Below are 15,368 nucleotides of genomic sequence, written 5' to 3'. Positions count from 1 at the left end.
CCCCAAGGGATTCTGTCAGGAATCCTGCGCGAACAACCCGCCTGCTTTGCAGGCCGCCAGCCGAGGTGCCATTTTGGATTACTCTGCCAGTATCGACGCAGCGCTGCAGCGCCTGCATGACGAAGGCCGTTACAGGACTTTCATTGATATTGAACGCAAGCGCGGTCAGTTTCCCCACGCGACCTGGAGCCACCCGGATGGTTCTGAGCGCCCGGTGACTGTCTGGTGTGGCAATGACTATCTTGGCATGGGACAGCATCCGGTTGTTCTCAATGCAATGCATGAGGCGATTGATGCCACCGGCGCAGGTTCAGGCGGTACACGCAATATTTCCGGCACAACTGTTTATCACAAACAGCTGGAAGCCAGCCTTGCGGATCTGCACGGGAAGGAAGCAGCGCTTCTGTTCACCTCTGCTTATATCGCGAATGACGCGACGCTTTCGACCCTGCCGAAAATCTTCCCGGGTCTGATCATTTATTCTGACGCCCTGAACCATGCTTCCATGATCGAAGGCGTGCGGCGCAATGGTGGTGCGAAACGTGTGTTCCGTCACAATGACGTTGCGCATCTGCGTGAGCTGCTGCAGGCAGATGATCCGGCAACACCAAAACTGATCGCTTTTGAATCCGTCTATTCCATGGATGGTGACTTTGGCCCGATTGAAGAAATTATCGAGCTGGCTGAAGAATTCAATGCGCTGACCTACATCGACGAAGTTCACGCGGTGGGCATGTATGGCCCGCGCGGCGGTGGGGTGACAGAGCGTGATAACCTTGCGCACCGGATCGATATTATCAATGGCACGCTTGCGAAAGCATATGGCGTGATGGGCGGTTATATCACCGCCAGCGAAAAGATGGTGGATGCTGTGCGCTCTTATGCGCCGGGCTTTATCTTTACGACCTCTCTGGCGCCTGCCGTGGCCGCCGGTGCAACTGCGTCTATTGAACATCTGAAAGTGACACCGGCCCTGCGTGAACAACACCAGACACAGGCGGCGATCCTGAAGCTGCGTCTGAAGGGCCTGGGTCTGCCGATCATTGATCACGGCAGCCATATTGTGCCTGTGCATGTTGGTAATCCTGTGAAGTGCAAGATGATCTCTGACATGTTGCTGGAAGACCATGGCATTTACGTGCAGCCAATCAATTTCCCGACAGTACCACGTGGCACTGAGCGTCTGAGGTTTACACCTTCACCGGTGCATGGCCCGCGCGAAATGGATGCGCTTGTGACGGCAATGGATGGGCTTTGGTCGCATTGTGCGCTGAATCGTGCTGAACTTGCGGGATAATTCCCCCTTTTTGTGCATTTAATGGTTTCCTATGCTATAAAAAATTAACCGTCGGACCTTACAGGGAATCATCTGACGGTTTTGGGGACAGGGTACGTGATCACAAACTGGTGATTGCGATAAGTAAATAAGGGGCATTGGGATGATCGGGCGTTTCAGATCACCTGTCGAATCAAAACCGGAAAGGCCGAAAAGCTTTGACGATTTTGAGGTGCGCCTTGGCGATATGATGCGCGGCGAACGTGCCACCCTTGGAAAATCTCTTCTTGATGTCCAGCGAGAACTGAAAATCAAAGCCTCTTACGTGGCTGCGATCGAAAATGCTGACCCTTCTGCTTTTGAAACACCGGGGTTTATTGCTGGCTATGTCCGTTCATATGCACGCTATCTTGGCATGGACCCGGATGAAGCTTTTGGCATTTTCTGTGCCGAAAGTGGTTTTGAAACTGCCCATGGTATGTCTGCCGGTGCCTCTACTCTGAAAAACGGCCGCACTGCGATGACACCTGTTGTGGCTGCGAATGATCCTTTTGCTGATCCGAATGCGACCTTCATTCCTCGTGAAGACAACCGGTTTTCCGGTATTCAGCCTGGCGCACTGGGGTCTTTGGCGGTTCTTATCGGGCTGACAGGGGCCATTGGATTTGGCGCTTGGACTGTACTGAATGAAATTCAACGCGTTGATATTGCAGGTGATATCAGTTCTGAACTGATTACTGACGGTTTTGAGGTGGTTGGCCCTGATCCTTTGGCGCGCCGTGAAGCCAGCGAAATTGTTGCCGCTGCTACCGCCGTGTCTGATGCGGAAGCCTTTGAACGCCTCTATCGCCCCGAAGCGCTGGAAGTGCCTGTTCTGGTGCCGCGTGACGGCCCGATTGCCACGCTGAATACAGATACCACGGGTGCTTTTGCGCCGGCGTCTTTGCGTCAGGATAACATTATTCCGGACCTGCAGCTGCGGGCGGCTGTGGAAGGGCTTCTGGCAGAAACACCGGTTCAGGTGACTGAAACCGAACTGCCCGCCATGCGCATTGTCGCTGTGCGCCCGGCCTGGGTCCGGGTTCAGGGGGCAGGGGGTGCGATCCTCTTTGAAAAGATCATGGATGCGGGCGAAGAATATGTCCCACCGCAAACCGAAGAAGCTTCTCTTCTGAAGGTCGGTGAATCCGGTGCCGTGTATTTTGGTCTTGGCAGTGATATCTACGGGCCTGTTGGCCCACGCGGTGTCGTGACCTCTGATGTTGCCCTGACGGCTGACAGCATTTCTGCAAACTATGAAATCGCTGACCTTGGAACAGATCAGGATCTTGCACGTGTTGTTGCAGAAGCTGCGACCTCAGTGCTGATCACTGACGTCGAAACCTCTGAATAATCGCCCCTGCGCCTTCCGGCCCCATTGCAGCGCCTTCCGCTGATCCGTATATCTGTCTCATAACCTGAGCCGGAGCTATCCTCATGAGCCACAATCACATCCGCCCATGGCGCAATATTGAACGCCGGAAATCCCGCCAGATCATGGTTGGGAATGTACCGGTAGGCGGCGATGCTCCGATCGCGGTTCAGACAATGACCAACACCATTACGTCAGATGCCAAAGCAACGATCGAACAGGTATTGCGTTGCGCCGAAGCAGGGGCTGATATCGTGCGGGTTTCGGTGCCGGATGAAGCTTCATCCGCCGCCCTGAAAGAGATTGTAAAAGAAAGCCCGGTTCCTATCGTGGCCGATATTCACTTTCATTACCGCCGGGGTATTGAAGCCGCAGAAGCAGGTGCGGCCTGTCTGCGCATCAACCCGGGCAACATCGGGAAAGAAGAGCGCGTAAAAGAAGTTATCAAAGCCGCGGTTGATAACAATTGTTCTATGCGCATCGGTGTGAATGCCGGGTCGCTGGAAAAACATCTGCTGGATAAATACGCTGAACCCTGTCCCGATGCGATGGTGGAAAGTGGTCTGGATCACATCAAGATCCTGCAGGACAATGATTTCCACAATTTCAAGATTTCGCTGAAAGCCTCTGACGTTTTCATGACCGCTGCGGCGTATCACGCGCTTGCGGATATCACGGATGCCCCTCTGCATCTTGGCGTGACCGAAGCCGGTGGGTTGATGTCCGGCACGGTGAAAAGCGCGATTGGTCTTGGCAATCTTCTTTGGGCCGGGATTGGTGATACGATCCGCATCAGCCTGTCTGCGCCGCCCGAGGAAGAAGTGAAAATGGGTTTTGAGATTCTGAAATCTCTGGGCCTGCGCCATCGTGGCGTGAACATTATTTCCTGCCCGTCCTGCGCACGGCAAGGGTTTGATGTGATTAAAACGGTTGAGGCCCTGGAACAACGTCTGGCCCATATTCACACCCCCATGAGCCTGTCGATCATTGGTTGCGTGGTGAATGGCCCTGGCGAAGCGCTGATGACGGATGTTGGCTTTACTGGCGGGGGCGCGGGTTCTGGCATGGTCTATCTTGCAGGCAAGGTCAGCCATAAGCTGAGCAATGATCAGATGGTTGATCATATTGTCGAGCAAGTCGAATCCCATGCTTCCAGGCTTGAAGCTGAAAATGCGGCGACTGAGTAAATAGCATTTCAGGGAAGCTGGAGTTTCACGATTTGGTTCCGGTCTCTGTCGAGCAATGCGTGCTATGACGGGGACAAGATATGGCAATACGATGCATCGTTGAGTTTCGACGTTGAACAACTGGACTGGTGAAGGGGTGATCTGGCGGTGATACGTCGATCCGTATTCCTGCCAGTCCATTCGCCTCCCTTCGGCAGATTGCTTATCTATCGTTGAAAGAAAGGCCGCATAATTGAATTGAGAGGCCAGAGTGCAATCACGACATGGCCACTACAAAAGCGTTTTGCCTTTGCTCAGGAAGTCTTGGAATTCCGCATCCGGTACGAAGCTTCCGCCGGTGGTCCACATCACATGGGTCGCATTGGGCATGTGGTTTTGCAGGTGATGCGCTGTCAGATAGCCTTGGCCTTCGGGGGTACTGTTGATCACACCCGGTCCGGCAAGACAGGCGGCAGCGGAAGGTTCAAGTTGCAGGCCTGCGTGATCATGGGCGAGCGCCAGCCAGCGAAACAGATCATTATCGTCCACGGTGTAAACGCCACTTAGCAGTGGGTGCATGACCTGGGCGATAAACCAGCTGATCTCGGCCACGGCCATGCCGTCAGCTTCGGTCTTGTTGGTCAGACCGATGTCATAGACATTCACCTGCTTCGTAAGCCCTGCGGCCAGTTGCACCAATGCGCAGGGGGATTGGGCGGGCTCTGTAAAGAAGCAATGGGCATGATCACCAAACACTTGTTTTAAGCCGTAAGCCACGCCTCCTGGTGCGCCGCCGATGCCACAGGGCAGATAGACAAACAGGGGGTGCTCCGCATCCACTTGGATATTCTGAGCCCGTAGCTGATCTCGCAGTTCCGCTGCGGCGGCCGAATAGCCAAAGAACAGCAGTTCAGATCGCTCATCATCCACAAAATAGGTTTTCGGATCTGCGTCGGCCTGATCACGGGCAGCGGCAACCGCGCTGCCGTAATCCGCGTCATGTTGAACCACATCAACGCCGTGGCGTTGCAACCGTTCCACCTTCCAGGCTTTGGCGTCAGACGACATATGCACCACAGCACGAAATCCAAGCGCACGGGCCGCAATCCCAACGCTGAGACCCAGGTTTCCGGTGGACCCAACCGCAACTGTATAGTTCGCAAAAGCTGCTTTCACGTCGGGATGTGCCAGGGCCATGGGCGTATCATCGGCCTTGATCAAGCCGAGATCACGGGCAAGCGACAGAGCGTAAAGAAAGACCTCATAGATACCTCCGCGCGCTTTGACCGACCCGGCAACGGGCAAGGCATGGTCGCCCTTTACGAAATGGCGCCCTTGATCGTTGCCCATAACCTGGGCGAGGGTTGCAACCTCAATCAGGTCAGATGAAATTGCACCATTCGGACCCTGCAATTCGGGAAAGCACTGTTGCAAAAGCGGGGCAAGATCACGCCAGTTCTGTTCTGCATCTTTCACCTGTGCGGGCCGGACCGGAACCTCGGCCATCAAGACCGGAATTTGATCCGGATTAACCCACAGCAATGGCGTGCCTTTTTGCAGGCGTGATTTCAGCTGTGCGTCGATCATGATGTCATCCTTCGTTGCTATGAGGTTGGTATAAAAAGACCCTGCTGCATAGGGAAACAGCAGGGCCAGAGTTGCAGTCCTGCCAGGGAACTACAAGTAGGGATCAGGCCGGGTAAGACGGGAAGGACTGACACAGATCTGCAACTGTTTCTCTGCATCGTGCCGCCGGAAACGATGCGCAGACCACGGCTTTGCAGGGTTTCTGCCAATTTCGCCGCGTTCGCTTTAACCTGTGCGCCGTAGGCTTTGAAGTCATCAGACATGGCCTCAAGCAGACAGACCGCTTTCCCCTGTCCGTCCCAAAGGGCCGCATCTGAATGCCCTGCGCGCCTTTGAGGCCGCCGCACGATTGGGTAGTTTTACTGCCGCCGCTGACGAACTTTCCGTCACACCGGGGGCTGTAACGCAGCATATCAAAACGCTGGAAGCCTGGGCAGAAACGCAGTTGTTCATTCGCAACGCACGCGGTGTAAAGTTGACACTGCTTGCCGAAGAATTGCTGCCGGGATTCACACAAGCGTTTGATCAACTTGGATTTTCCGTTCACGCCCTGCGCAATAAGGCGACGCCACAAAAGATAAAGGTCGCGGCATTGCCCGCAATCGCCCAGCTTTGGCTGGCACCACGTCTGGGCCTGTTGCGCGAGGTTGCACCAGAGATTCCCGTATCTGTCGTTGCCCAGAATACCCCGCCCAATCTGGCACGGGAACCTTTTGATATGACGTTGTTTTTCTTGTCAGATCCGCCTGGCAAAGATGAAGTCAAAATCGCAGGCGATCGGATTTTTCCGGTGTGCGCCCCACCCATAGCCGAACGGTTGCACAGCATCAGTGACCTTGCTCAGGAAACCCTGTTGCATGAGGGTGCCTGGGCGGATGATTGGGACATTTGGCTCAGACATCAACCAGACTCAGACCAGATCCGTCGCACAGGCACTACACATTCCCTTTATTCCATTGCCTTAGAAGAGGCACGCCACGGCGGCGGTGTCTTAATCGCCGATGAAAGTCTGGTCGAAACAATGTTAGAGCGCGGTCATCTCGTTCGTCCTTTTGCCGCATCGGTCGAACTGCCGCGCAATATGGTCGCCAGGCTCACGCCCGCGTTCCGGCAATCAGAAACCTATGAAATAGTAGAGCGTATTATGCTTTCAGTCGCTTAAGGTAAATTGTTGTCTGTCTATTAGTGAAAACGATGGCATTTGATTAACGGGTTTCTGCGGAATTGCCGGCCATTCTTCAAGCCAGCCGCGCCATGCTTTTGGTCAGCGTCACGCCATCTGTGAAAGCTGGACCTGCCGAGACCTAAATACCGGCAAGCTTTGGTGGCATGCAGAAGCACCTTAAGTTTGCGTTCGTCACGGACACTTCCTTTATCCCGAACAGGGCCATTTCACCCGGGGCAGGTAGCGGTGCAATTGTCAGGGCACGATCCGAACAGTGCAGCAGCCAGCAGTCTCGACATTTAAAACAAACGTTGGAGACAGGGGAGGGGGATTGCCCGTGAATCCCGGTTGCTTGTTGAGCCGCGTAATGCAGTCGGACATCTTGTGGACGCAGGCGCAATCTGGCGGGCATAACGGTATTGATACCCCATAGGCTGATCTATGATCCGTCTGAAACGTCTATCCTTATATCATGAGTTAATACTGTATTTCCTCAGAGTGCCTGGATGATGCCCATACGGAAATGAAGCCGAGAAGCATTACGGTACATTCGGAAATGAATCAGGCGCGTGAACGCATAAGAATATCAAACTTCAATCGATTATGGCTGCGCAGTGCTACCGGGAGGGATTCGTCATTTGATTCGCGTCTTATGTATTGAATATAAAGGAAATAGGGAAATTCCATTCACTAAAGCGAGTATGGGGAATTTCTGAGATAATTCCCCGCTATGAAATAAAATGAGACGTCGGGTAATTGCATGAATTTTGAGGTATTTTTGCAACTTCACATTCTTTTGAGGGAAATGAATTTGAATCTATCAATTATTACGTGAATTGGTGTCGCCGAATTTGCGGAATTTCGAAATGCGGGAATTTCCGACATTGAAGGATCGCAAATTCAGGTAGTTCTCATTACTGGTCGTTCGCCCCCCCTTTTATAACAAACATAAGGCCCGAGATGTTCTATAGAATTTCGCGCGCAGGCTTTGGCACTGCACTCTTCAGTCGTGTCAAATCGAAACTCAGCTTCTTCAAGCTGGACAATATACTGTTCCCCCATGCGGCAATGATTGCGGGCGGGATGGCCGGTTCGCTTATCGCGTTGAATACTGCTGCAAATGCACAGATCACGATGCCTGTCGGGTCCGGGTCTAACGGTGTATTCGCCGGTGAGCTGATCGTAAATGGAATAGATATTGGTAATTGGACGTTCACGACGCAAACGGCGAACGCCCTGTCTCCGACTGTGCAGGTTCCCGGGGGGGATTTGCAGTCTGATGGCACAGGGCTTTCCTACGATCACAATCGGCGGTTCGAAACCTGGAATCTCGATGCAACTCTGGGCGTAGAACTTGATCCTACAGCTTTCGATGCGACAGGCTTCAAATATGTTCTTGTTCTGGAAGGAAACAGCGGCCGGGGAGACGATTTTGGTGCCCGGTTTGATGAGTACACGGTGACCGCACCCGGTGCCAGCGGTGCTCCTGCCAAGGTAGATCCGGCCTATCTGATCAATGGTGTGGTGCCGCTTTTGTCGTTCCCGGGCCAGCTGTCCAATCTCAGCGCAGTTCCGGGCGGGGTGACCTTCCAGCAACCGATCATCAATGTGCAGAACCTGGCGGATTTTCAGGCCAGCCTGCCAGGGGCGACACAGGCGCATCTTGATGCCGTCATTGCGGAACGCTGCATTGCTGGAAACTCTGGTGCATGGCGGAACAATTGCCTGGACTGGCAGGTTCGCACCCCTTCCTTCGACGGAGATGGGAACCTGCGGCTTGAAGCAATCAATGGCGCCTCAAGGGAAGGCTTTCGTTTCTCATTGCTGTCTGAAGCAGATCTTGCTGTCAATAAAACCATCGATGGTATGGACAGTGGCGTGGTTCTCAGCGTCGGAAGCACCGCGAACTATGTTATCACCGTAACCCATGCAGGTGGCCCATCGGCCTCTTCTGCGTCTCTCGTTTCTCTGCGGGATGTTCTGCCGGTTGAGGTCACCCTGAATGGCACAGCCACCGCATCCCAGGGAAGCTATGACCCTGCAACGCAGGTCTGGACAATTGGGACACTTCAGATTGGCGAAAGCGTTACTCTGACCCTGCCATTCGAAGTGACCAGCGGAAATTCTGGCGACACTGTCACCAACGCGATCTCCCTGTCCGACGTGTCGATGTTGCAGACAGATACCAACCCTGCAAACAACGATACCTCTGTTGGCTTCACTATTGGCGCAGAAATCGACGCAAATCCTGAAACATTCTCTGACATTGACAGTGCTTCCGGCGGTGTCACGACCTCTGTTCTTGGCAGCGATACTTTTGATGGTGGCGCAGCAACACTTTCGAATGTGACAATTACAGCACCGGTTGCTGCTGATTATACGAACGCAGATGGTGATCCTGTGGTTGGGCTTTCTCTTGATCCGACAACAGGCCTGATCTCTGTTTCTGCGGGGACACCCGCCGGGACATACAAAATCAACTATGAAATTTGTGCGCAGGATTTATCTTCCAACTGTGCAACAACGGTGGAAACGATTGTTGTTACCAGCTCAGACGTTCCCCCGATCACAAATCCAGGGCCCCAGCCCGGACGCTGTTTCCCGACCTCACTGAACATGTCTGGTGGTGCTTTGTTTGACGCTGCGGTGATCAGTGCCGCGAATGGTACGGGCACGCATACACCAGAATCTCAACTGGCGACTTCGATTGTCGGTGCGGATATCAGCCACCTGTTCCCAGGTTTCCCGGCTGGCAGTGTGATCGTGGATGCGAATTACAACCGACGTAGTGGTAGCAGCATCGGGGTTGGCCTTACCGCATCGCCGCCGACGGCGACCTTCACCCTATCAGGCACGCATCCTATATATATTGAACCGCAGCACGGCAAGGCACTTAGACCTGGTGACACCGATGGTTTCCGTGCGCTTGATGGTGTGGAATATGCGCTGATTTCCAGCCTTGCGCCAAGCGTATATACCGCTTACCGCAACGGCAATGAATATGGCGTGTCACGGCCTCTGAGCAACTCTGGTGCTTTACCTGCACAACAGGTGCGTTGGTCCTCAGTCACGCCGGCAACCCAGTTTGAAATCTTCACGACGGAACCAGACGACGACAATAATGCCGCGATGTTTTTGGCCCCGACCTGTACAACATCCATTAACACCACAAAGGCCGCTACGACCGTAGGTTCGCGCAATGCGGATGGCACCTTTGATGTGACCTATGTCATCACGGTCGAGAACATGTCCAACATCAACCTGCGCAATATGATTGTGACAGATGATCTGGCAGCTCAGTTTGGTGCAGCGTTTGTGTCCGTTGTGTTTGCACCTGTCGTGTCTCCTGTTGGTACGCTCTCTGCGGAATCCTCTGGTCTGACCGGCAGTTCTGCCTGGGCCGGTGACGGTGCAAACATGCTTGCCGCCAACGGCCAGCTTGGCACCGGTGATGCAATCAACGTGACCTTCACCGTGCGCATTGATCCGGCTGCAACCTCTGCGACTGCGTTCGAAAACACCGCAACCGCGTCAGGCGATCGTCCGGATGGCACACGTATCAGCGACAAATCTGATGACGTCACAGATGGCGGCACCGGCACACCGGATGAGGACACCGGCACGCCAACCACTGTGACGCCTCCGACACAAGTGCTTCCTGCGGATGATGCAGAGACGATTGATCGTTCTGCAGCGGATGCGGGGGCGACCGGTGTTGTGAACCTCTTTGACGGCGACACGATCAATGGCGGCCCTGCGGATGCAACCAATGCAACGGTTGTGCCTGTGGATCCGACCTCTGTTCCAGGCGAGCTGACGGTGAACCCGGATGGCAGCGTTGATGTAAAGCCCGGCACAGCGCCTGGCGTTTACAGCTTTGACTACCAGCTGTGTAGCCTTGATACAGTGCCTGTCTGTGAGACCGCCACAGCGACCATCACAGTCACACCTGAGATTGAAGCAACGCCTGAGACCTTTGCGGACTTTACGCAAGCGGGTGGGGATACCACTTCGATCCTTGGGTCTGACACGCTCAACGGCGCGACAGCGGATCTGACGACTGTGGAGATCACAGCCCCTATGGCCGCTGATTACAGCAAACTCGGCGGTGGCACCGTATCCGGCATCACGCTTGATCCGGCGACGGGCATCATCACCGTGGCCCCTGGCACAGATGCGGGCACCTACAATGTGGCCTATGAGATCTGCACAATCGCCCTGCCTGTCACCTGTGATACGGCTGTGGAAACTGTGACGGTTCTGCCAAGCGACGTGGTTGCCACAGACGATGCGGAAACCATTGATCGATCCACGGGGGATGCGGGGGCGACCGGTGTTGTGAACCTCTTTGACGGCGACACGATCAATGGCGATCCTGCGGACACAACCAATGCAACGGTTGTGCCTGTGGATCCGACCTCTGTTCCAGGCGAGCTGACGGTGAACCCGGATGGCAGCGTTGATGTAAAGCCCGGCACGGCGCCTGGCGTTTACAGCTTTGACTACCAGCTGTGTAGCCTTGATACAGTGCCTGTCTGTGAGACCGCCACGGCGACCATCACAGTCACACCTGAGATCGAAGCAGCCCCTGAAACCTTTGACACCTTCGGTCCTGCCGGGGGCACAACCCCATCTATCCTGGCGTCGGATACCCTGAACGGTGAAACTGCGGATCTGTCCACTGTGGACATCACAGCCCCTGTTCCGGGTGACTACAAGGATGCCAGCGGCCAGCCTGTCACAGGTCTGACCCTGGACCCGGCAACGGGCCTGATCACAATTGATCCGGGTCTGGCAGCGGGTGACTACTTTGTAGATTATGAAATCTGCACCAAAGCAGCCCCTGTTACCTGTTCCACAACGACAGAGACGATCACCATTGGTGTTCCGAAGCTGACGCTGACACTGGAATCCGGCACCCCCGGGACAGATGGCGGTACGGATCCATCTGTGACGGATCCGGGTGACACAGTGCCTTACACGCTGACCGTAACCAATGATGGTGACGTGACGATGGAAGACATCATCATCACCAGCGCGGACCTGAACAATATTGTCTGTAACCCGACCACACTGGCCCCGGGCGAAATGGCGACCTGTACGGCGGATCCGCATGTGATCACTGTGGATGACTTTAATACCGGTGGTATTGAGAAAACCGCAACGGTTACAGGAACGTCCACCGCTGGCCCGGCTGAGGATGTTTCCGACACCCGCAACGGCGGTGGCTCTGAAACATCTGATGATCCGGATCTTGAAGGCAACACGGATGGGGACCCGACCAGCGACCCGACCATCGTGCCTCTGACGCCTCTGGCTGCGGAAGCGGGTGCCATCACTGTCAGTAAGACAGCCAACCTTAGCGTTGTGAACTATGGTGATACGGTGACCTACACGCTGGTTTATGAGAACACATCCGCCCTGAATATTGCTGATCTGGATCTTCTGGATGAACTGCCAGGTGGGCTGGCTTATACGCCGGGCACGGCTGCACTGGCTGGTGTGGCGATAGAACCTTCTGTTGCTGGTCGTCAGTTGACGTGGTCTGGTGTGGATATCGCGGCTGGTGCCTCTGTTGAAGTCACATTGGCTGCGCGTGTTCTGCCGGACCGCGCAACACGGGAGCTTGAGAACAAGACCTGGGCGCTTCAAGGCAACACTGTTGTGTCAAATATCGGGTCTGCGACCATCCGTATCGAAGCAGAACATGTTTTCCATTGCTCTGATGTGATCGGGAAGGTCTTTGATGACCGCAATGGCAATGGCATTCAGGATGGTCCTGACAGCCTGGCAGGTTTGTCTGATCAAAACTATGACGCAAGCAAAGCTAGTATTGCTCCGAAAGTGGTTAATAAGGGCGAGCCTGGTCTTTCTGGAGTACGTCTTGTGACTGTGAATGGTCATCTGATTACGACGGATGCTTATGGTCGCTTCCATGTGCCATGTGCAGCGCTGCCAGCGGATGGCGGGTCTAACTTCACTCTGAAAGTGGACACCCGCACATTGCCGTCCGGCTACCGTATGACGACGGAAAACCCACGGGTTCTGCGTCTGACTGCGGGTCGCTTTGGTCGCATGAACTTTGGTGCAGCCATTGCGGATGTGGCGCGGATTGATCTGGATGCAACGGCGTTTGCCACAGATCAGAACGGACGCCCTGTGGCGATCCCGGCTCTGGATCAGGCGTTGCGTGCAATGCTGAACGATCCTGCCAATCCGGTGTCTGTGGTGCATCTGCGTTACCACCGCGCCGGCAGTGAACGCCCGCGCACAGCCCGCCGTCATCTCGACCTGGTGGAAAACATCCTGAACGACGCCTGGACAGGGCAAAGCGGTACCCGCCTTCTGGTGGAACGTGAAACCCTGCGTCTCAACCAATAAGACCGGTAAGGAACCAGTACTATGAAAACGCAATCAACAATCGCCGGTCTCATGATGACAGCTGCCTGGATTATTCCGGGCAGTGCATGGGCCGAAACCTGCAGTGCAACAGATCTGGAATGCGCGGCCAACGCACAGGCTGTGGTCAGCATGCCTGTGGGGGCAAATGCCGAAGTGGCCGCAACGGCTCCAAAAGCACAGGGCTTTGCGATCTCAATTAACGGGGCCACACCACAAGGGGACACCCGCCTGATTGAGGCACAGCGCCGGGCGGATGTGGCCCTTGCGGCGGCGGATATTCAGGTCCGCTATGACGGTCTGGATCAGTCCCGTCGCCTGGATGCGCATGTGATCGGAGATCAGGCCTGGCAGGCGGGTGATACGGTCACCTTCCAGAGCCGCATGAACTATCCGGCTTTTGTCACCCGTGGCGAAATCCGGATCCTTGATACGGCGGCCCGTGGTGGGGCAAAGACGGTTGCGACCGTTGCCATCACGCCAGGCACGCAGGCTTCTGTGACCCTGCCTGCGGGCGACAATCTTGCCTTTGTGCACCGGGTTTATGATGCCAATGGCCGTTATGATGAAACTGTTGCTCTGCCCTTGTCACAACGCGATACACGCGGCATCTCTGATGTGGCCACACAGGAAGAAGGCACCTCAGCCCTGGCACGTCAGAACATCCCTGTGCGCGGGGGTGCTGTCACTGTATCCGGCACTGGTCTGCCCGCAGGGGCCCGTATCCGTACCCTTGGTGAGGTGATTGAAGCCGATGGTTCCGGTCGCTTTGTCATCCAGCGCATTATGCCGGTTGGCGATCACGCGGTGCAGGTCGCGGCCCGCACCGTTGATCTGACGCGTGATATTGAGATCCCGGGATCTGAATGGTTCTATGTTGGTGTCGCAGATGTGACCCTTGGCTGGCGCTCAGATGACACGGATGGCTCTGAGGATTATCAGCGCGGCCGCATTGCCGGTTACGTCAACGGGCGCCTGGCCAATGGCACGGAAATCACAGCCTCTGTTGATACGCGCGAAGAGGATCTGTCTGATATCTTCCGCAACCTCGACAAACGTGATCCGCGTTCTGTCCTGAACCGGATTGATACGGATGATGCTTACCCGACTTACGGCGATGACAGTTCCATCGTGGAAGACGCCCCAACCAGCGGTCGTTTCTATCTGCGGGCGGAACGGGATGGCAATCACATCACCTGGGGCGATGGCAAAGCGAACCTTGAGGGCGCTGAGTTCATCCGCAACACCCGCACGCTTTACGGACTGCACGGGGAATGGGCGTCACAGAACACCACAGCCGACGGCGAAGCGCGCCTGCGCATCAATGCCTATGCGGCCCAGCCCGACAATCTGCCGGGACGAGATATCTTCCGGGGCACCGGCGGGTCGATCTACTTCCTCAATCAGCAGGATATCAGCCGGGGGTCGGATCATCTGACCATTGAGATTACAGATCCGACCAATGGCCGTGTGCTGGACCGCCGGACCCTGTCCTATGGCACGGATTACACCATCAACTACACGCAAGGCGTAATCCGTCTGAACCAACCCCTGTCTGCTTACGGCGGCACATCCGGTCTGATCAGCGAGAACCCGAATGGCGACAATAACGTCAATCTGGTGGCGGCTTATGAATATACGCCAACTGCCGGTGATCTGGATGGGTTTGCTTATGGTGCCCGTGCTGAGGCCTGGGTCAGTGACTCTGTGCGCATTGGTGCGACTGGCATGGTTGAGAACACAGGCGCTGCCGATCAGACAGCCCTTGGTGCGGATCTGCGCTGGCAGCATTCCGAAACCACCTGGGCGGAACTGGAAGTGGCACAATCGGACGGGCCGGGCTTTGGCTTCAGCAATTCCACCGATGGTGGTTTGACCAACTCAGAAACAGACGCCCAGGGAGGCAAAGGTCAGGCAATCCGTCTGGAAGCCCAGGCCGATCTGAATGAAATCGGTCTGGCGACCCCTGGCCTGATTGGCGCTTATTATGAGCGTCGCGATGCGGGCTTTACCTCGCTCGATTATGCCGTTGTCGATGATGAAACCCTCTGGGGTGTCTTTGTAGAGATTGAGCCTTCAGATCGCACCCGTCTGCGTTTCTATGCCGACAGTTATGAAAATGCTGCGGGCCGGGAAGATCTGGAAGCAGGTCTGGAACTGCATCACAAACTGTCTGACACACGTGAGCTGTCCTTCGGTGTGGAATATCTGGATCGTGTCACCCCCGGGGATGCCATCAATACCGGCACCCGCACCGATCTGGCCCTGCGTTACACCGCAACCCCATCTGATGCGCTCAGCTGGTATGTCTATGGCCAGGGCAGCGTGGACCGCACAGGCGGCCTGGCCCGCAATGAACGCTTT

The 15,368-nt window shown here is 55.3% G+C and carries 8 protein-coding genes; 6 read left to right on the top strand and 2 right to left on the bottom strand.

From position 1 onward, the window contains the following. The first annotated feature begins 73 nt into the window (after positions 1-73). From hemA to ispG, 3 genes are all read left to right on the top strand, one after another. Entirely contained in the window at positions 74-1,297 is a 1,224-nt protein-coding gene (gene hemA / locus H1D41_RS12185; protein WP_228849168.1) for a 5-aminolevulinate synthase, read from the top strand. 142 nt (positions 1,298-1,439) lie between these two features. Continuing rightward, on the top strand, positions 1,440-2,669 hold the full coding sequence (locus H1D41_RS12180; RefSeq protein ID WP_228849167.1) for a helix-turn-helix domain-containing protein: 1,230 nt from the start codon (positions 1,440-1,442) through the stop codon (positions 2,667-2,669). A gap of 83 nt (positions 2,670-2,752) precedes the next feature. Beyond that, positions 2,753-3,874 (top strand): flavodoxin-dependent (E)-4-hydroxy-3-methylbut-2-enyl-diphosphate synthase, encoded by a 1,122-nt coding sequence (gene ispG / locus H1D41_RS12175; protein WP_228849166.1) that lies wholly within the window; start codon positions 2,753-2,755, stop codon positions 3,872-3,874. Between the two features lie 270 nt (positions 3,875-4,144). Here ispG and H1D41_RS12170 read toward each other — a convergent pair whose 3' ends face one another. Continuing rightward, a complete protein-coding gene (locus tag H1D41_RS12170; RefSeq protein WP_228849165.1) occupies positions 4,145-5,440 on the bottom strand; it encodes a D-serine ammonia-lyase in 1,296 nt (431 codons plus the stop codon). 17 nt (positions 5,441-5,457) lie between these two features. Continuing rightward, positions 5,458-5,787: a hypothetical protein gene (locus tag H1D41_RS18505; RefSeq protein WP_394355409.1), complete on the bottom strand. Its 330-nt coding sequence runs from the start codon at positions 5,785-5,787 to the stop codon at positions 5,458-5,460. On the opposite strand from H1D41_RS18505, the gene H1D41_RS12165 reads away from it, so the two are divergent. The 3 genes from H1D41_RS12165 to H1D41_RS12155 all read left to right on the top strand — a co-directional run. Next, a complete protein-coding gene (locus tag H1D41_RS12165) occupies positions 5,754-6,602 on the top strand; it encodes a LysR family transcriptional regulator (RefSeq protein WP_324250282.1) in 849 nt (282 codons plus the stop codon). The two genes, H1D41_RS18505 and H1D41_RS12165, sit on opposite strands and share 34 nt — an antisense overlap. A gap of 963 nt (positions 6,603-7,565) precedes the next feature. Beyond that, positions 7,566-12,986 carry a DUF11 domain-containing protein gene (locus H1D41_RS12160; protein WP_228849163.1) on the top strand — a complete coding sequence of 1,807 codons (5,421 nt, stop codon included), beginning with the start codon at positions 7,566-7,568 and terminating at the stop codon, positions 12,984-12,986. A gap of 21 nt (positions 12,987-13,007) precedes the next feature. Further along, a partial coding sequence (locus H1D41_RS12155) for a hypothetical protein (RefSeq protein WP_228849162.1) occupies positions 13,008-15,368 on the top strand: 2,361 nt, incomplete at its 3' end.

The sequence above is a fragment of the Halocynthiibacter styelae genome, from assembly GCF_016123485.1.
In the GTDB taxonomy this organism is placed as follows: Bacteria; Pseudomonadota; Alphaproteobacteria; order Rhodobacterales; family Rhodobacteraceae; genus Halocynthiibacter; species Halocynthiibacter styelae.
This window is presented reverse-complemented; position numbering and strand designations above follow the sequence as displayed.